This is a genomic window from Lysinibacillus sp. NPDC094403 (assembly GCF_050278745.1).
Lineage (GTDB): Bacteria > Bacillota > Bacilli > Bacillales_A > Planococcaceae > Lysinibacillus.
The window spans coordinates 168952-186727 of the sequence record NZ_JBNNTL010000007.1; the positions used below are offsets into that span (position 1 = coordinate 168952).

Here is a 17776-nt window from a genome sequence, read left to right on the forward strand (position 1 = left end):
CTGAAGCACCCGTGGGACTAGATCCCGACAACTAAATAACAAGCTAGATAGAGGTTACCGGTCAATACACTACCTTAGGAGGAGATAAACTATGAATCCAGAGTTGGTCTGGATGTCGCAAAAGGTGAAAGTCAGGTTCAAATGTTCTTGGATAAAAAAATGCCCTATAAAAGCAGCGTGAAAGTTGATCATACGGTGGAAGGATTGAAAGAGCTACACTCTTATTAATTTGATTTAGAGCGTCAAACAGGGATGAAGCAACCGGTTGTTTTGGAATCAACGGGTCACTATCATGCTCCAGTTGTACAGTTTTTAGAAGCAAGAGAATACATTGCCATTATCGTAAATCCATTGGTATCTTACCGAGCAAAAAGTTCTAGCTTACGAAAAACCAAAACAGATGCCATTGATGTTTATCACTTAGGGGAACTGTATTACAAAGAGGATTTAGCGCCTCAGAAAAAGCGTGGTGTACAGTTATTAAACCTTCGGCATCTAACAAGGCAACATGAAAATATGACGGGAATTATGATTCATACTAAGCTTCAATTTCAAGCCGTATTAAATCAAATATTCCCTGAGTACAAAGGAGTTTTTGGCGATTTATACGCTGAGATTTCCATAAAAACTTTACAAGCTTACCCTACTTCTGAATCAGTCAAAGAAGCAGGTGTAGAAGAGATCGCACAATTCATTGATACACATTGCAAAGCACGTTCGTTTAATTGGGCGCTTGAAAGATCGGAAAAATTAATCGGAGCTGCAGAACGCAATCCATTTCAATCAACTCTTTATCAAAGTCTTCTAGTCAGTTTGAATATGTATATTGATTTACTTCAAGTGTACCGCCAACAGCTTTCTACGTTGGAGCGTGAGATTGATGAGTTGCGGCACAACTTGAAGAATATGAATTACTCCAATCAATTCCCGGTATAGGTGAAAAAATCGCTGCCACGATTATTTCAGAAATCGGAGAAATTGATCGGTTTAATCATCCGAAAAAGTTAGTGGCTTTTGCAGGACTAGATCCAAGTGTATTTGAATCAGGACGCTTTAAAAGTACGAAAAATCACATTACTAAACGTGGCTCAGCAAGGCTTCGACACATGTTTTATACAGCTGTTCGTTGTTCTATTCGAGATAGTCGGAAAAAGAAAACAACACCTGAAACTATAGCACGAAATAAGCGATTACGAGCTTTCTATGATCTAAAACGAGAAGAAGGTAAACCATATAAAGTAGCTATAATTGCTTGTGCTAATAAGCTTTTACACTGGATTTATGCCATGTTAAAAACGAAAACACCATTCCAAGAAACTATATAGTAACAGTATTTTCAATTTCAACAAAAACCTTCCAAATTGAATTCGGAGGGTTATTTGAGTTACGCTTTTTAGTATAGCATGAGGTGTTTTTTAATTTAAAAGATTTTTATTGACAATCTATTAGCTGGTTTAGTTGAAGAAGAAAAAGATGGGATCTCTGTGGAATCCCATCTTTAAGTATAGCACTCATTAGTTTAAGTGAATTAAATGTATGATATTATACAGTTGAATAGAAAGACAAATTAGAATTTGGGGGTTCAATATGAAAAGTGAAGATAAACAATATGCTTTAACTGTTATTACTAATATATTAAAAGTAATGCACAGTAAAGAATATGAAAACATTTTAAATTATGTGGATGAATCTGAAGTGGATGATATTTGTGAGTTATTCTATTATGTCCAAGAAACATTAAACTTAAATGGATTTGATTCATTTGATGAATATGGGGCTCCATGTAATTTCCACCCAAAATACGAATATTCACAAATCAACTTCTATGAATTCAAGGATAACAGTGGATTTGCTGTTGATTATGATTTAACTTCAAATTCTAAATTGGCAGATATGTGTTTGCAAATGGAGTTTTTATATACGGATGACGGATTAAAAAGTGTTTTTATCACAGTTGACCCACAGTAAAACAATAATTCGAAAGAATTGCAAGAATATAGATATGAATTCAAGGAATTATTGAAAAAATTAGTGAGTTTTATAAATATTAGGATATAAAAAGAAACATTGAACTTTAGATTTTAGGAAATGATGGGTTATGCAGAATTATCAATATTCAAAAAACATATGAAACCTTAAAGAATATTTTGAATTTGTTATCAATATTGGAATCTATTTTGGATAAGCCAGTAAAAATCAACCAAGGTTATTAATAGATATGGGATATTCAAATTCATTGTATGAGCTTATCAATGGTTCAGAAGTTCGACTTTTGGTTGAATTAGCGAATAAAATCAAGAATAAACAACTTATAAATCTAAATATTAAAAGGAGAACATATGGAAATATACAGTATTAATTTGAATATTCATTATTCTGCCCCACAAGAAGTTTGGGATAAGTTGGAGCGTTTATATAGAGAAATGCCTAACTGGAACAACTTTGTAAATAGCTGTCCACAGTGGTATGGTTCAGATGGTAAATTGATAGAAGTAAGTATTGAATCAAGTGGATTACAATTCTATGCTAAATTAACATCAGAAGAATGGAATGAATGGATTACATTATTTAAGAATAGAGCTACAAAATTATTGGGATATGAAGTTGGCGAACCAGAAGACGGTTTTGATTTTCACTATTATGATTAACCCTACAGATTCCAAGTTGTCCATAAGCTTAATTTGAAAATACATAAGAGACTTCGGTTTCTTTTTTATATTATCGACAATTCTTCCAATCACCTAATTGCTTTTCAACTAACCTGCACCGTTAGTACAATAAGAAAAAAGAGCTGTCTAAGCAGCTCTTTGGTCTTCAAGTAAAGTACACGTTAGTTTAAGAACATTTTTTCTTCCCTAGACTCTTTAGTGTTGTTCCAATTAACATAAAAAAAGGCCCTATTATCGTGCCATTATGAAAATTGGGGTTAATTCCTAGTGGTTCAAATACCCGTAACATAATCAATACAAATCCAAAACTTGAAGTTAGCTCTCCTATTGCGTTTTTATTAAACTTCTCTATACCAATTAGATCACTGATAAAGATTAAAAATACTCCAAGCAAATAACATATCAAGAAAAATTTAAAGGAAAAATCCACAATAAAAATACTCAAAAGAATTATGATTACGCCTAAAGAAACAAATTTAGTTCTTTTAGATAAACTATTTATAAATTTTCTTTCTTCTTTGAACAAATCCCCCCACCTCGCTAAATATTTTACCTTAAAAACCCACATAAATTATTAAACTATTCTTCACAATTGTTCAAAGAAAGAGCTGCCTATGCAACTCAATTATCTTTAATTAACCTGCACCGCTAGTGAAAAAGCGATTGTTCAAATTGAACAATCGCCCCCGTTAGTTAAAGTATGATTCTTCACAAATTCTTTGGTATTCGCAGTAAGTAGTTGATAACCCTACTTATTAATTTCCACATATTGTGCAGTAAAATTCTGATTACATAAATCAACATAACATCTAAAACACAATATTTGCGAAGCCATTAAATAATTCAAATCTATTAAAATAGCCAGAATTACTTTTCTTTTTTATTTCGCAACACTACATTAATAATTATGTAGATGAAACTTAATAAAAGAAGTAATAAGCCACCTAGAATGATTAATCCTATCAATTTCAAAACTATGCTCCTCCTTCCTATACGTAAAGCTGAACATTATCTTTCAGATATTCATTCAATATAGTGATGAAATTTAAAATCCCACTTTTGTATATCTATTTAAAATAACCTTCTACTCCTTATTATTCAACTAAACTGCACTGTTAGTTCAATAAAAAAAGAGCTGCCTATGCAACTCAATTATCTTTAATTAACGCCCCACGTTACTTGAAAAGGAAAAGGGATGCTTATTCCACAAACGCGCCCGATCGTATTATAAGGTCAGCCAGAAAATATTTCTGGTTGACCATTTTTTATATCGATATATGATAACGGTAGCCGGGGTAGAACCTGAATATAGTAATGTTTTTGGAAACTTATATTCGGATGTTTCTTTGAAAAGACTACATGCATTTCCTACTTCAGAGGATATATTGAAAGCCAATAATGAAGTATTACAACTAAAATAAAAGAATTCTGTAATTCTCGTTCTTTACAATGGGCAAACAAACAGGCTGAAAAGCTAATGACTGCAGCAGCTTAAAACCCTTTTCAGAAGGCTTTATATTCTAGTCTTGCCCTAAGCTTAGATATGTATATTAATATGCTCTTTGAATATAAAAAAACATCTATCCATGCTTGAAAATGAGATAGATGCTTTATCAAAAAACATTGAAGAATCTAAGATTATCCGATTAATTCCCGATATCGGAGAAAAAATCACTGCCACGATTATATCTGAAATTGGGGAAATTGAAAGGTTTAATCATCCTAAACATATTTTAAGAAAAACTCCTTTTTCAAAAAGCCCCCTCATTGGACAATATTTTTGAATCACGGTGCACTATATCAGCAAACATACCTGATGGGTTAATAGACGCAATAACGTCAACAAAAAAAGCGTCAATCCTTGTTGGATCAACGCCCTGATTTATTTCAAATCCTTTTTATTCCTGATCAAACCACAGTAGCTCTTTGTCATCAACATCGCCATTATAATTGATTAGAATTTCCTCTCCTGCTTTGATATCTGTATAAGCAAAGAAGTCAAAAGTTTGATTTTTAAAATTAATCTCATAAATTGCATTAGGTTCATAAGAATGGTTAAACAACATTCCATAGCCAAGAAGGATAGCAGATCGACCTATCCCATACTCAAAAGCGTAATCACCGAGTAGGGTTTGTTCAATGTATTGATGCTGTTCGTTTGGATAAGAAATGACAGGTGCTTCGTGAAAAAGCTCTCCTTTTTTGATATCACATGTAGCAAATACCCCTCTATTGAATTCCCCATCACTTATTGAAGATGTTTTGATCTCTATCATGTTTGTTCTCCTACTCACTTTTAAAATATTCTTTGTAGCTGTAAACATTGAACTCTTTTTATTAGCTAGTTCATTTAAACACTTCGTTTATCATTGATTAGCGTGACTCTTTTGGTGGTTGGCAGACGTCACATTTACGTTGATGTTTATTTTTAAATTTAGTAAATGTTTTTTCAAATTTACTACCACATGCACATTTAAATAGTAACTTTTGAGAAAAGCCATGATATTCTGTCGTTAGTAACTTACTTTCTGAATTATTCTCAACAAATTCTTTAATTTTATCAATCGTCCATTTTTTATTCAATCTCTTACACCTCTATATTTTATCTCAATTCGAAGGCTTTCTTGGCATCCGTTCACTTATAAGGAACGTCTCAATTACCTTAAGCTACTTATTATAACATGAACTGGTACATAATTAAACAGATTCAAGATATCGTTAACTAACCTCTCATTGCAAAGGATGATGCGCTAACGGTTTCTATTCCCCAAAAGTCGGCATTTCTAATGTTACAAGTTCCACCTTCCCGAAATTTAGAAAGACTCTTGAAAGATCTATTCTGCCGGTCCGCCAACCATTATTGCATACATCAAATTCCAATCATCTGCTTTAGTTGTTCAAAAGGTACATATCCAACAATGGGTTCATATGATTTATTGTGAATAATCAAACGAGAATGAGGAATCCCCATTACCTTATATTCTGCTGCAATATCTGGGCTTTTTTCTACATTCACCTTTATAATTTTTATCTTATCACTGAAATCTTCACTGAGTTGACTAAGAACCCCTGCAAACATTTTACATGGGCCACACCACTCTGCCCAAAAATTTATTAACACAATTTTTTTAGTATTTAAGTGTTCTCTTAATTCTTTCTTTGTTATGACATGAACAATCGACATATTTCTTTTCCTCCTTTGTGGAAATAAAAATCTTGAAGTTATAATATGCTTTTATATTATTATTAGCCCCTGCTTTCTCCCTTTTATTACACATTAAAGACCTTTAATATCCGTAATTGAATGAAAATTTTTTTAATTTGTACTATCGAACACAACTGCCATCGCCGCTTTATATCCCTCAGCCGCCGCGACTATTAATGAAGACTGGCCTAGTTTAGCTGTTTCCCCCACTGCATAAATATTTTCATGTGACGTACGGCCTGCCTCATCCACCACAATGCTGCCATTTTCATTTAAATGACAATCAAGCTGCTCTGCAAATCGATTTGGACGCACAAAGTTTGGCACTATAAAACCTCCAACTCTTTCTATTTCAAGTCCTGAACTAAACACTATTTTGTTTAAGTAACCATCTTCACCATGAAGATTCTGAATGGGTTCAGTGATGACAGTTATATCTTTTCTTTGTAGTTCATTCAATGTTGGAGCAGAAAGTTCATGACCATTTGTGGCGATCACTAAATCCTCTGACCAGTTAGAAACAAGCTTTCCTTTAAAAAGCGTTTGTTCTTCATTTTCAGAAATAATAATTAGAGGTTGATCTCTTAATTCCCATCCATCACAGGTTGGGCAACTGAATAAACTTTTCCCATAATACTTTCGAATATCCGGAATTGATGGAAATTCTTCTTGAATACCTGTTGCCAATATAATTCTTTCAGCAACATATTCAACTTCTTCTAATGTCTCAATATTAAACATGCCATTTGGTTGCTTCGTAATATTTATAACTGTGTTTTGATAATAATGTACTGACGGGTATTTTTTCACATCATTCAAAGCTACTTCTTTAAACTCCGCTGGCTTAATACCATCACGCGTAAGAAATCCATGTGATTCCTGAGTGACACGATTCCGATTTGTTCCATTATCAAATAACGCGACTTTTTTACGAGATCTTCCTAAAATCAAACTAGCATTTAACCCACCGCCACCTGCACCTATAATTGCGCAATCAAATAATTCCATCATTTAACTCTCCTTCATAAGTTGTTTAGAGTACCTGTTGTTTCGGCTCTAATTGAAGTTTTAAAATAGAATGATTCTAAGCATAACCATCTGAAAGTTGGTAGAAATAAGACATTAGATAGATGTCGTTAAGCTTTAATTAGAGACTTGAAAGACTCTTTATATCCACGATTAATAAAAAAATAATGGTGGACTATTCATCCACTACTATTTTTTCACAAGATCCGATATTTTTCTGTTTCTTAACTCATTCTCCAGTGTTTCCTCTGCAGATAACATTACTTCTTTTATTACACACTTAGGATCGTTATATAAACAACAATCAAACAATGACGATTTGCCTTCAATTGCATGTATTATATCTAAAAAAGAAATATCTTCCCAATTCCGACTAAGTGTATAACCACCATTGGCACCCGATACAGAATTAATCATTCCCTCTTTTACTAACTTAGTTAAGATCTTAGACAAATACGTAGGAGAAACATCTTGCATCTCAGCTAATTGTTGGACACCTACTGGTTTATTTGTTGCTTCCTTGGCAAGAAAAAGCATTGTATGTAGTGCATAATTTGTAGCTTTAGAATATTTCATAATCTTTATTCACCTCAATTAGAGACTTTACATATCTATAATAGCATTGAATTTTAGTTACTTCAATATTCATGTCTTTTGAGGTGAAAATCAACCATCTTCGAAAGATAGCGGCTAACTTTGTCTTTTTAAAATGGCAAGCATCTGAAAAATCTGTCCTCTATGATGTGACTCATGTTCAAGGAGATGATAAATAACCCACTCAGGTGTGACATCGTAATGAGGAAGACTTTTAGAAGTACGCCAATCCTCTATGTCCATTGAGCGAAAATGGAAAAGCAGTTCATCACGGACACATTGTAGACGATGTAAATATTCATCTAAAGTTTGACCCTCTATATGGCTCAAGGTGTCATCCTCATTACGGTCTTCATGAGAAAATAAGGAACGAATCTTTGTATTCCATTTATCGCCTAGAACCTCTTCATAGAGCCAGTCTGCTTCAAATCAATTATGCCGCATAATTGTGTCTGGAATCGGCTTTGTGCTTGCACAAAGAACTCCTTTCCGATTCCGTGACATCCGACGGAGGCTTAACTTCTATCAGCGGATGTTTGTACTCCCGCTGATAGAAGTTAAAGCTATATGATATAACAACGATCCAATTGAGTGACCGTTTAGTTTGGCATCGAGCTTTTGCTGACTTATTCCTGAAATTTTTTCTAAAAGCGTTCGCCGAACATCTTCCAAACACCATATCCAACGACCAATCTCTGTTTCAAAATCTGGCACGGGAACGACAACTAAATTTTTTCTCTTCATCTATTTCTCCTCCGTATTCCTCAAAATTTGCTCATTTGCATAATAACCCCCACTGAACTTAACCATTTCAACTGTCGCTACTCGCGCTTAACTGACACTAAACCATGTATTACTTTGCATGAATAACGTTTGTATCTTCCTTTCCATACAATACGTTCTTTGGATTAATAATAATGATTATAACGGCTACAACGAAGTAAAAAATGGCGTTATACATGAGTAAATCAACTAATTTTCCGTTTATTAAGCCCAGAAAAAAATTAAAGAATTGGTGGATGATGATTGGGATGATTAGATTCTGATTTAAATTATAAAATGCTGTCATGACGATTTTAGTGGATATAAGTGCAATCATAAAGAACAGAATATATTTGATTAAATCAATGCCCACAAGGCCTGTAGTAAACCATATAGGTAGATGCCACATCCCCCACCAAAATCCTATGATAATCGAAGCTTTTAATGGTGAATGCTTCTTTTGGAGCTCAATTTGAGCAAAGCCTCTCCACCCTATTTCTTCTCCTAATGGCCCTGCAAGAAGGTTTTTAATAAAGAAATAGATCAGCATTCCCCATGAAGAAATCGTAAAAATAGAGTCTACTTCACTATTTTTTGCTACTAGAAATATAATCATCAAAAATATGAAGGTTTGAATCAACATCGCAGTAAGAATCACAGAAAGCTTAAGTCGGTTGTTGAATTTATCTTTTACAAATTGGATCAAACTTTGCCCAGGATAAATCTTTTTAAATAATAGTGCGAAAGCAAAGGTTGAGGACCAAGCTGATATACAAAGCATTACATCAAAAATCCATTTAGGAAATCCTAACATGCTTATGGCTCCAACAAGACAAAAAAGTGGCAAAAAAATGATATTGGTTAGTAGAATAAAACTTGCTACTGGTATTTTTAGTTTCTTTTCTCTATTCATGTATATTCCCCGCTTCAAACTATGTAGTTCATAAAAATAATATGACTTATATTTATGAATACATTTAGCTTAAACCTAGGAGTTACTCACAGGTCAATACTTTTACTACCAAAATTCGCCGAAGGAAACGATAAAAAAATACCCTTTAGAGACTCAAAGGGTAAATAAATATATTCTTTCTATTAATCAAAATATGTAGTTTCAATATTTTTCATGTCCAAAAATTTTCAATCCCTTGTTGCTGCCTTCCGTTCGCTTTATTGCTAAAGCTATTAGTTCTCCCACCTTTAAATGAGTATGTTCACGGACCTATCACCTTGAATATAATAATTTTCACTTGATAGGTGCATAAATCTCTAAAAACACTCGTTCAAGTCCATCTTCATAAGTGGTCAGTAATAGATTTATATAAACTTGCCCCAAAAGTTCATACCCTCTTTCTATTGCTTCGTTTCTTAAACTCGCTCCCACATTTTTATCAATACTTTTCCCACCAGTTGACCATCTTCCATCTTCAATAATTGTATAAATACATTTTGGATGAGATAGAATTTCACCTTCTATTTCTTCATTAGGATCTTCTACTTTTTTTACAATGATAAACTTATCTTCTATTATATCTTCTTCATTGAAGCTAATGACTCTTCTTAAAGATGTAAGAGTAACTGCTTTTTTCAAACTGTTTGCATGCTTTTTTACAGTGTCATATTCATCATAAGCAGTAAAATGTTTTATTTCCCCCTTTATTTCTAAAGGTTTCATTTCCTGAACTATGTATTGTCCTAAAAATTGTTTAATTTTCTCACAATCTTCTTTTACTATTCGAAGCTTTTTTAAAAGAAGCTTTTTATACTCTATTTCCTGCAAAACCTCTTGTTCTTTCTCTTCTAATAATGATTGTATTCCCTCAATACTTTTATTTTTTCTTAATTCCTGGATTTTTTTAATTTCAATATCAATTTCTCTATAGAAATTTACTGTTGTTATATCGTAAATATCAAAATGATTATATTTTCTATACCCATTCTCCATATTTTGCTTTGGCTTTACTAATTCCTTTTCCTCGTAAAATTTCAAGGTATCTCTAGATACACCTAAAAAATTAGCTACTTGTCCAATTGTGTACATATTACTCTCCTATCCTTGATGTCAATTCTTTATGATGCTTTATATTATCTTATTTCATCTCTTTCACCATATAATACCATTTTTTGTTGATTAAAAAGACCAGAGATCCTCTTCTCTTGTAAACGTTGCTATTTTTCCGTTTAAATCCTTAGCCTGTGGATTCCAAAACGCACATATTGCCTATTAAGTTTTGGCACCGCTAAACAAAATCCTGCACCTACTGTATAACTGATTACTTCCCCCTGAATGGCTATTTACTCTTAAAAACTTACATGTTTAAACTTGCTAAAAGATCTCACTGTGCTTTAACATATTTAAGCAATGATATGTGACAGTATCCATTACTCTACATAATCTTAAAAATATCTTTACCTAAGGAGTGGTAGAATTGGCACGTGTTTTATTTATTAATGCTGGATCAGAAGGACATATCAATCCAACGATCGGAGTTGTGCAAGAACTAATTTCACGTGGAGAAGAGGTTGTGTACTTTACGATAGAAGCTTTTCGAAATCCTATTGAAAAAATAGGAGCTACTGTGCGCACATTTGATGGTCAAAAATTTATAAAAGCCTTTATCTCAGGTGGAAGATATCATTTGCTTGAAAGAGTCAACGGACTTTTACTTACTGCAGATATCGTCATACCTAGTGTTCTTGAACAGATTGAAGGAGAGCATTTTGATTACATCATCCACGATTCTATGTTTGGGTGTGGTCATTTACTTGCCAAAATCCTTAAGCTTCCTGCAATCAGTTCATGTACATCTTTTGCTGAGACTCAACAATCATTTGATAAAACATTAGAACGTCTTTCACAAAATGTCCCAACTGAAGTTTTAACAAGGATCAATGATGATTTTCTAAACTTGACAACAAAAATCAAAGAAAAATATGGCGTTGAAATCAGTTCACCTTATGAAGTGTTCTGTAATCCGGCACCACTGACAATCGTTTATACAACGAGGGAATTTCAGCCTTTTGGAGAAGCATTTGACCAATCCTATAAATTTGTAGGTCCATCCATCTCTTCACGATTAACGCAAGAAGACTTCGACCTTACTGCAATCAAAGGAAAAAGCCCCATTTACATTTCACTCGGAACTGTCTTAAATCGGGCTATTGATTTCTATAAGTTGTGTTTTAAAGCATTCGAGAATACTGAGCATACTATTGTCATGTCTATTGGAGGACAATCTCAACTTGATGAATTGGGAGAGATTCCTGAAAACTTCATTGTAAAAAATTATGTTCCACAAACTGAATTGCTAAAATATACAAAATTATTTATCACACACGGTGGCATGAACAGTACAAATGAAGCTCTCTATAACGGAGTTCCGCTAATCGTAATCCCACTAATTGCGGATCAGCCAATAATTGCTGAACAAGTTACCAACATCGGAGCAGGAATTCAATTACAAATGGAAAGTTTGACGGCAACTCAACTATATGAAGCTGCAGATCGTGTGTTAAACACCCCTTCCTTCCATATAGCTGTTGCAGAAATTAAAGACTCCTTCCAAAAATCAGGTGGGTATCACAAAGCTGTCGATGAGATTTTCAAGTTTAAAAGTCATTTCGATATTTAAGCTGCCATTATTGGTAACAAGCAAAATCGCAGGTTAAAGAGACAATTAACTAGCATACTAAAAGGTACTGCATTTCGCAGTACCTTTTTTTGTACAACTAACGAGCGTTCCTTGCCATTTAATTTAGGCTGTTTTCCCAAAGAAAGTTGCTGTTAAAACAAATAGGCAGATTTAATCTTGAACTACTTCTCTGAACTATGGGACTCTATATCAAAATCCACATCCTGAATAAATTCGATAACCTCTCCATTAGGACTATGGACTAGAGCGTTTCTGATAATAAGAGGAGGCTCTCCGAGAGTTAGATTGTCTGCTTCCACATAAGGTTTTGCCCCATGGCCAAGTGCCGTTTGAAACGCTTTGTCGACATCTTCCACATAAAACGCTAGGTGAAGCATAGCTCCGTAAGCAACTTCCTCTTCCGACCGCGCTTTCTTCCCTTGTGCTGGAATGACAGCATCGTCATCAAAAACCTCGAGACATGTTCGGCCGTCGGGAGAGATCAGCATCGAAGCTTCCTTGATTTGAAACGAAGGAAGGCTCCAATGATGTCCACGCTTAAATCCCAATGCTTCAATGTAAAACCGGATTGTTGCCGGATAATCTTTTGCCTGAATTGCAATATGAGCAAGACCTTTGATATTCAAATATCATTTCCCCTTTCTGATGAATTTAGTATAGAATAGTGTTGTAAGGAATTACATACAATAAAAAAGGAAATTATCGCATTACACTTTCCAAAAATAACGAAAATCAATTAATTTTATTCATTTTCGAAAATGTATTAGGAGGAATTATATATGGAACATTGGATGGATGAAACTGATTACCACATCTTGGGTCTTCTTCAGCAGAATGCACGTATCTCCATTTCACAAATAAGTAAAGATGTGTCCATGTCCCAGCCCTCGGTAAGGGAACGAATAAAAAGGCTTGAGGAGAAAGACATCATCTCGGGTTATACGGCAACCTTTCGCCATCAGGCGCTAGGCCGAGGGACCACGGCATTCTTTCTTATAAAAACAGAGCAATGTCAAGCACTGGTGGATTTTTGCGAACGAAATCCCGTTGTAACCGATATGTTTCGAATTAGTGGTGAATACAATTATATGATCAAGATTCAGACTGCTTCCATAGAGGATACTGGTCAATTTCAAGATTCTATTATAAAGTTCGGACCATCCAAGTCCCTTATCAGCTTGAAAAACCTGATTGAGAATCGGATTCTACTACAAGCACCATTCTCAAAATAACAAAAGAATCCTACTTATGCTAAACTGCCCCGTTAGCCATCCATGAAGCGCAAAAACTAGCGCTACATCACAGAAAATGAAAGATGGGATTAAGTTCTTTCTTGGGAGTTTAAAAAGAACTTTAGTTTCTAAATAAAGCGATATTTACGTGAAAATTGCGTGATAACCAAAATAATCGTTAACCCAACAACGAGATACCACATTATATGAAAAGGAACTATGAACATTAATACACCAAATAAAATAGCTGTTAAAAAGCTAACTGTAATTGATTGTACATTCGTAATTTTATCTTGAATTAAATAATATAAAGTGAATGGTAGTGCTAAAGTAAATAACGGAATATAAATTGTTACAATAGATGATTTAATGAGGGATATTGAAAGCACGGCTATTATGAAACCTATTGACGTAGTAAGCGTTCTTCCCACAAATACTTTACCAGTAAAATAGCCGTATAGCAGAATAAACATAATCGTTAAACTGGCACAAATTCCCGTTATTAAAACAAATGAATGGCCTATGACGAAAGCAGCCATTGAGAAACAAACTAAAGAAACGAATGGCAACAGCAATATTGAAGGATTATGCGCTTTTTCTATATTCATTACATTTGTAAAACCTACAAGAAATAATAACGTAAACGGAATCGTCAAATATCCTAATTCAAAGTGATTACCTAGATTAATATCACTAACCTCAAGTTTGCCGACCATTATTATTACAAGTGATGCACAAATTTGACCAATCATCCCCCAATTGCTTGATAATTTAAAAGCTTGCGTAAGCTTATCTGTAATTACAATTGAAACGATGCCAATTAGTAAAGCTAAATATAACAAGTTTTACCTCCCGAAATAATTTATTAAAAATACTAAAAGTTAAATATTACTACCCAAAATTATACAACATACGGAAAAATAACTAAATACAATAGTGATGCTTAATGATCTAAACTGCCCCGTTAGCCATCCATGTAGCGCGAAAATAAGCTCTTCACCACAGAAAATGAAAGATGGGATTAAGTTCTTTCATAGGGAGTTCAATAAAGAAAAATAGAGCTACATTATGCAACTCAATCTTCAAGTAAAGCACCCGTTAGTTCATTAAGCAAAATAAATAATTATGCCTTCTCTTTTTTAAATTTACTTGTAGCTAATTCCTCCCAATCTTCAAAGGACAACTTATCTGTAATATGTTTTAAATTATCAGGAACTTCAACATTACACATCAATTCTAAACTGTTACCATCAGGGTCTTCAAAGTAAACGGAAGCATTGCCTTGATGTGGTCGAATAAATGGCTCAATAGATTTTCTACCACCAAATGGCACGACTTCAACTTGAATAGAATCTAGCCATTTTAAAGACTCTTTTAAATCTTCATATGAAACTTGAAAAGCAATGTGTCGTAAAGAAGGATGATATGGAGTTTGATACTCATTTCCTTCCCACAAACCCAACCAACTTTTACCTTCTTCAATCCAAAAGAAAGCAGTTTCCTCATCGCGCCAAGCCATCTTCAAACCCAATTTCTTATAAAATTCCAATGAATTCTCTAAATTTTTCACTGGCAAATGCGCTTCATATAATCCTTTTATCAAGTTCTCAATCCTTTCGTTGACTCATGAATATATTTCCAATTTAGTTTATGGAAGAATACAGTCTTCTTCAACTAACCTGCCCCGTTAGTTGAATAACAGATGGAAAAAATTATCTAAGACTATACTTTTATTAAATATACTCAAACTAAATATTAAGTGCATTACTTTAACCCTTAACTTTTAATAAAATTTTTATTACCAATTACTTGAGTTACAGTACATGAGCATATCCAAATTATTTTGAAGCCACAAAAAGATGTTTACTGATAGATTATTACAGTAAACATCTTTTGTGGCTTCAATACTTTATAAATAAAAAAAGAAGTATTTAGTTACAAGGGGCCAAGTAGAATTTTATTCCAAATTTATTGAATAAAAAATTCCATTATATTAGAATGAAGTAAATACAAAATAAGGAGGCTCTTTTATGAAACACCTTTATTCTCCATATCCAGCTGAAAGCATTTCCTTACAAGTAGAATCCTCACCTGTTTGGGAAGTGATACTTGGTATTGCAGGGTACACACATGGACAACTTCGACATACATTCGATTTAGATGAAAAGTGGATATCAGAGCAAGATTCAATGCCTTCATCATTATTAAAACATTTGAAGGTGATTGAGGAGACCAATTTATGGTATGGGCTGATTATGCTTCAAGACAAACTATCTGCATCATCTGTTCAAGATTTTTCGAATCAACTTTCAGAAATTCCAATTGCTTGCTTTTATGACATACTTTTGCCGTACAAAGATCGGAATACAGAGCCTATAAGAAAAGCAACAGCCACTGAACATCATCGAGATGAATTATTTGAGAAGTATGCGACATATTTTGAAGACCACGATTACTTAGGTGGGTATGTGCGTAATCTTAGTCGTTATTCACAACAAGAAATTTGTGATCTATTCAACAATACATTGTTTGAGTGGTACAGGTGGGTAAGCCAACAAGAAGAATGGGAAAAATGGACTCATGCGCTTGCTTTTGAACAGAAACAATACAAATCATTGGATATAACAAATCCTATTGAGGAAATCGAGCGAATTACGGGTGGAATAAAGTATCTCCCTGAACCTTCTGTCTGGAATGTCAAATTAATTCCACACGTATCTTATCGTCCTTGGATCTTAGAAAAACGCACACCTGATACTAAACTTTTCTTTTATCCTTTAAAGGAAGAATATTTGATAGAGCCTGGTGTTCCATCGAATGAGTTAATTCGTGGTCATAAGGCCTTAGGGGATGAACTTCGATTGAAATTGCTTTATCAGCTTCTAAAGGGACCTTTATCACTTCAAGAGTTGAGCGTGCAGTTTAATACGTCTAAAACAACACTACATCACCAACTTTCTATATTGAAAGCAGCAAAGTTTATTCGTGTTGATAAAGGGATCTATTCAGCAAATCTAACGCAGATTAACGCTTTTTCTGGACGACTCACTCAGTACCTGGGGGTTAACAAATGAATAAGTTCTCTAAGTCATTTAAAGCACTTTGGATAGGTGAAATTGTATCCGAATTTGGTGGAGCAGCTGGAGGAATCATTAATGGATTGTTACTTTATGAATTGACAGGATCAAGGGAATGGATGGGTGTACTTTGGCTTGTATATTTTATCCCCTCTTTAATTTTGCAAGGCATTAGTGCGCCTTTCCTAAACCATGTTGTGAAGGAGAAAATGCTTCAAAACATACAGTTGGTTCGTGCTGGAGCCTACATCCTTCCACTTGTTGGTTATTTAATTGGTACAGACGTGGGAACCATTTTAGGATTAGTCATTTTACAATGTTTGTTAGGGTTGATGCAACCAATTTATGCAAGTCTATCTTTTTCACTTCTACCAGAAATTTGTAAAGAGAAAGAACTTGTCGAAGCAAATGCATTACTAGATGGAACTATTCGACTTATGAGTTTTATCGCTCCTGGAGCAACTTCATTATTACTGTTGGTCAGTCCTATACATTTCATATATGGATTTTCATCTGTTATGTTCCTCGTCAGCTTTCTCGCACTTTCACGTATCCCTCAATCAAGTAAGAAGAAAGTGGCAACTTGGACAAAGAGATTTTGGTGGGCAGAAATGAAGGAAGGCTATCGAACATTCTTTAAATATCCAAATCTTTTTCGACTTACCATTCTTTCTTCCACGGTACAATTTGCGGTTGGAGCAACGATGGTTTTAAGTATTCCTTTTATACGAGGAGACCTTAATGGTCATTCTTGGGAATATGCGCTCTTTTCTGGGTCTTTCCCAGTCGGTTATGCCGTAGGTATGGTACTACTTACGAAGTTACCAAAAACTTATCAAACTATGTACCTCGGTTTAATAGGAGGAGGTCTTTCATTCGTACTCTTGTTTTTTGTAAATTCAGTTCCTATTGCATGGGTGTGTGAATTGTTTGGGGGAATGGTATTTCCTTTATTCAATGCTCAAAGTGCAGCAATTTTTCAGCGTGAAGCTCCTAGAGATCGTTTAACCCAACTAAGTGCAGTTCGACTACTATTCATTCGAGTTACCATGCCATTAGGGATATTGTTTGCTTCCTCAACATTTTTAGATTTAAGTACGCGTCAAATATATGCGATTGTTGGTATGTTAATTGTTTTACCTGGATTATTTCACCTCCTTGCTTCATTTTCCCAACCAAATAAAGATTTACTTACAAATAAAAAATAAAAAACAAGTAAATGTAGCTTTAGAATAGTAGCTTTAGAATAACAGCTTTTATAACAGCTTTATTTATCAGCAAATGCAAAAACTCCATTTTGAAAAAAGATTGAACAAAATGGAGTTAATCTTTCTAACTAAATATGAGATTTTTATAAAAAAGTTCGATTAATTAAATGAGCCTTCTTCAACTAACCTGCCCAGTTCAATAAGAAAAAAGAGCTGCCTATGCAACTCAATGTTCTTCAAGTAAAGCACCTCGTTGAACAAGTATCATAATTTTTATGACACATCATTATCCTACTAAGACAAAAGGCAGCAATAATGCTGACATTTTCATTTTTCACATTTCATTTATT

19 protein-coding genes and 2 pseudogenes are annotated in these 17776 nt (G+C 34.0%); 8 read left to right on the top strand and 13 right to left on the bottom strand.

Annotation, left to right across the window (positions count from 1 at the left end):
• The first annotated feature begins 141 nt into the window (after positions 1–141).
• The 3 genes and pseudogenes from ACQKMV_RS13395 to ACQKMV_RS13405 all read left to right on the top strand — a co-directional run bounded on the left by ACQKMV_RS13395 (position 142) and on the right by ACQKMV_RS13405 (position 2648).
• A pseudogene (locus ACQKMV_RS13395) lies at positions 142–1325 on the top strand (IS110 family transposase).
• A 262-nt stretch (positions 1326–1587) separates the two neighbouring features.
• A complete protein-coding gene (locus ACQKMV_RS13400) occupies positions 1588–1968 on the top strand; it encodes a DUF7668 domain-containing protein (RefSeq protein ID WP_427504503.1) in 381 nt (126 codons plus the stop codon).
• A gap of 371 nt (positions 1969–2339) precedes the next feature.
• Positions 2340–2648, top strand: a complete 309-nt coding sequence (locus ACQKMV_RS13405) for a hypothetical protein (protein ID WP_427504504.1) — start codon at positions 2340–2342, stop codon at positions 2646–2648.
• A gap of 187 nt (positions 2649–2835) precedes the next feature.
• Here the strand turns inward: ACQKMV_RS13405 and ACQKMV_RS13410 are convergent, their stop codons facing one another.
• Entirely contained in the window at positions 2836–3195 is a 360-nt protein-coding gene (locus ACQKMV_RS13410; protein ID WP_427504505.1) for a hypothetical protein, read from the bottom strand.
• 775 nt (positions 3196–3970) lie between these two features.
• Here ACQKMV_RS13410 and ACQKMV_RS13415 point away from each other — a divergent pair.
• Positions 3971–4405, top strand: a pseudogene (locus tag ACQKMV_RS13415) (IS110 family transposase); the annotation flags it as partial.
• A gap of 162 nt (positions 4406–4567) precedes the next feature.
• Here ACQKMV_RS13415 and ACQKMV_RS13420 read toward each other — a convergent pair.
• The 9 genes from ACQKMV_RS13420 to ACQKMV_RS13460 form a co-directional block, all read right to left on the bottom strand.
• Entirely contained in the window at positions 4568–4945 is a 378-nt protein-coding gene (locus ACQKMV_RS13420; RefSeq protein ID WP_427504506.1) for an SET domain-containing protein, read from the bottom strand.
• Between the two features lie 97 nt (positions 4946–5042).
• Entirely contained in the window at positions 5043–5252 is a 210-nt protein-coding gene (locus tag ACQKMV_RS13425) for a hypothetical protein (protein ID WP_049665921.1), read from the bottom strand.
• 286 nt (positions 5253–5538) lie between these two features.
• Positions 5539–5853, bottom strand: a complete 315-nt coding sequence (locus ACQKMV_RS13430; protein WP_427504508.1) for a thioredoxin family protein — start codon at positions 5851–5853, stop codon at positions 5539–5541.
• Positions 5854–5985: 132 nt separating this feature from the next.
• Positions 5986–6882: an NAD(P)/FAD-dependent oxidoreductase gene (locus ACQKMV_RS13435; RefSeq protein WP_427504568.1), complete on the bottom strand. Its 897-nt coding sequence runs from the start codon at positions 6880–6882 to the stop codon at positions 5986–5988.
• A gap of 207 nt (positions 6883–7089) precedes the next feature.
• Positions 7090–7476, bottom strand: coding sequence for an Rrf2 family transcriptional regulator (locus ACQKMV_RS13440; RefSeq protein WP_049665926.1), 387 nt, complete (start codon positions 7474–7476; stop codon positions 7090–7092).
• 114 nt (positions 7477–7590) lie between these two features.
• Positions 7591–7824 carry a DinB family protein gene (locus ACQKMV_RS13445; RefSeq protein ID WP_427504509.1) on the bottom strand — a complete coding sequence of 78 codons (234 nt, stop codon included), beginning with the start codon at positions 7822–7824 and terminating at the stop codon, positions 7591–7593.
• Positions 7825–8019: 195 nt separating this feature from the next.
• A complete protein-coding gene (locus tag ACQKMV_RS13450) occupies positions 8020–8238 on the bottom strand; it encodes a hypothetical protein (RefSeq protein WP_427504511.1) in 219 nt (72 codons plus the stop codon).
• 109 nt (positions 8239–8347) lie between these two features.
• Entirely contained in the window at positions 8348–9169 is an 822-nt protein-coding gene (locus ACQKMV_RS13455) for a CPBP family intramembrane glutamic endopeptidase (protein WP_427504512.1), read from the bottom strand.
• Positions 9170–9502: 333 nt separating this feature from the next.
• Positions 9503–10297, bottom strand: coding sequence for a MerR family transcriptional regulator (locus tag ACQKMV_RS13460; protein WP_427504513.1), 795 nt, complete (start codon positions 10295–10297; stop codon positions 9503–9505).
• Positions 10298–10685: 388 nt separating this feature from the next.
• Here ACQKMV_RS13460 and ACQKMV_RS13465 point away from each other — a divergent pair, with 388 nt between their 5' ends.
• Positions 10686–11888 (top strand): macrolide family glycosyltransferase, encoded by a 1203-nt coding sequence (locus ACQKMV_RS13465; RefSeq protein ID WP_427504514.1) that lies wholly within the window; start codon positions 10686–10688, stop codon positions 11886–11888.
• 182 nt (positions 11889–12070) lie between these two features.
• Here the strand turns inward: ACQKMV_RS13465 and ACQKMV_RS13470 are convergent, their stop codons facing one another.
• On the bottom strand, positions 12071–12535 hold the full coding sequence (locus ACQKMV_RS13470) for a VOC family protein (RefSeq protein WP_427504515.1): 465 nt from the start codon (positions 12533–12535) through the stop codon (positions 12071–12073).
• Between the two features lie 153 nt (positions 12536–12688).
• Here ACQKMV_RS13470 and ACQKMV_RS13475 point away from each other — a divergent pair, with 153 nt between their 5' ends.
• Positions 12689–13141: an Lrp/AsnC family transcriptional regulator gene (locus ACQKMV_RS13475; RefSeq protein WP_427504517.1), complete on the top strand. Its 453-nt coding sequence runs from the start codon at positions 12689–12691 to the stop codon at positions 13139–13141.
• A 128-nt stretch (positions 13142–13269) separates the two neighbouring features.
• Here the strand turns inward: ACQKMV_RS13475 and ACQKMV_RS13480 are convergent, their stop codons facing one another.
• Together ACQKMV_RS13480 and ACQKMV_RS13485 are read right to left on the bottom strand one after the other, a co-directional pair.
• Positions 13270–13983, bottom strand: a complete 714-nt coding sequence (locus ACQKMV_RS13480) for a UDP-N-acetylmuramyl pentapeptide phosphotransferase (protein ID WP_427504519.1) — start codon at positions 13981–13983, stop codon at positions 13270–13272.
• Positions 13984–14264: 281 nt separating this feature from the next.
• Positions 14265–14744: a VOC family protein gene (locus ACQKMV_RS13485; RefSeq protein ID WP_427504520.1), complete on the bottom strand. Its 480-nt coding sequence runs from the start codon at positions 14742–14744 to the stop codon at positions 14265–14267.
• Positions 14745–15171: 427 nt separating this feature from the next.
• Between ACQKMV_RS13485 and ACQKMV_RS13490 the strand changes: the two genes are divergently transcribed.
• Positions 15172–16215, top strand: coding sequence for an ArsR family transcriptional regulator (locus tag ACQKMV_RS13490; protein ID WP_427504521.1), 1044 nt, complete (start codon positions 15172–15174; stop codon positions 16213–16215).
• Positions 16212–17426 carry an MFS transporter gene (locus tag ACQKMV_RS13495; RefSeq protein ID WP_427504524.1) on the top strand — a complete coding sequence of 405 codons (1215 nt, stop codon included), beginning with the start codon at positions 16212–16214 and terminating at the stop codon, positions 17424–17426. The genes ACQKMV_RS13490 and ACQKMV_RS13495 overlap by 4 nt, the downstream gene beginning before the upstream one ends.
• Positions 17427–17776 lie beyond the last annotated feature (350 nt).

Coding starts and splice junctions, on each gene's coding strand:
- ACQKMV_RS13400 (WP_427504503.1), top strand. CDS start 1,588: ATGAAAAGTGAAGATAAACAATATGCTTTAACTGTTATTACTAATATA.
- ACQKMV_RS13405 (WP_427504504.1), top strand. CDS start 2,340: ATGGAAATATACAGTATTAATTTGAATATTCATTATTCTGCCCCACAA.
- ACQKMV_RS13420 (WP_427504506.1), bottom strand. CDS start 4,945: ATGATAGAGATCAAAACATCTTCAATAAGTGATGGGGAATTCAATAGA.
- ACQKMV_RS13430 (WP_427504508.1), bottom strand. CDS start 5,853: ATGTCGATTGTTCATGTCATAACAAAGAAAGAATTAAGAGAACACTTA.
- ACQKMV_RS13435 (WP_427504568.1), bottom strand. CDS start 6,882: ATGGAATTATTTGATTGCGCAATTATAGGTGCAGGTGGCGGTGGGTTA.
- ACQKMV_RS13440 (WP_049665926.1), bottom strand. CDS start 7,476: ATGAAATATTCTAAAGCTACAAATTATGCACTACATACAATGCTTTTT.
- ACQKMV_RS13450 (WP_427504511.1), bottom strand. CDS start 8,238: ATGAAGAGAAAAAATTTAGTTGTCGTTCCCGTGCCAGATTTTGAAACA.
- ACQKMV_RS13455 (WP_427504512.1), bottom strand. CDS start 9,169: ATGAATAGAGAAAAGAAACTAAAAATACCAGTAGCAAGTTTTATTCTA.
- ACQKMV_RS13460 (WP_427504513.1), bottom strand. CDS start 10,297: ATGTACACAATTGGACAAGTAGCTAATTTTTTAGGTGTATCTAGAGAT.
- ACQKMV_RS13475 (WP_427504517.1), top strand. CDS start 12,689: ATGGAACATTGGATGGATGAAACTGATTACCACATCTTGGGTCTTCTT.
- ACQKMV_RS13490 (WP_427504521.1), top strand. CDS start 15,172: ATGAAACACCTTTATTCTCCATATCCAGCTGAAAGCATTTCCTTACAA.
- ACQKMV_RS13495 (WP_427504524.1), top strand. CDS start 16,212: ATGAATAAGTTCTCTAAGTCATTTAAAGCACTTTGGATAGGTGAAATT.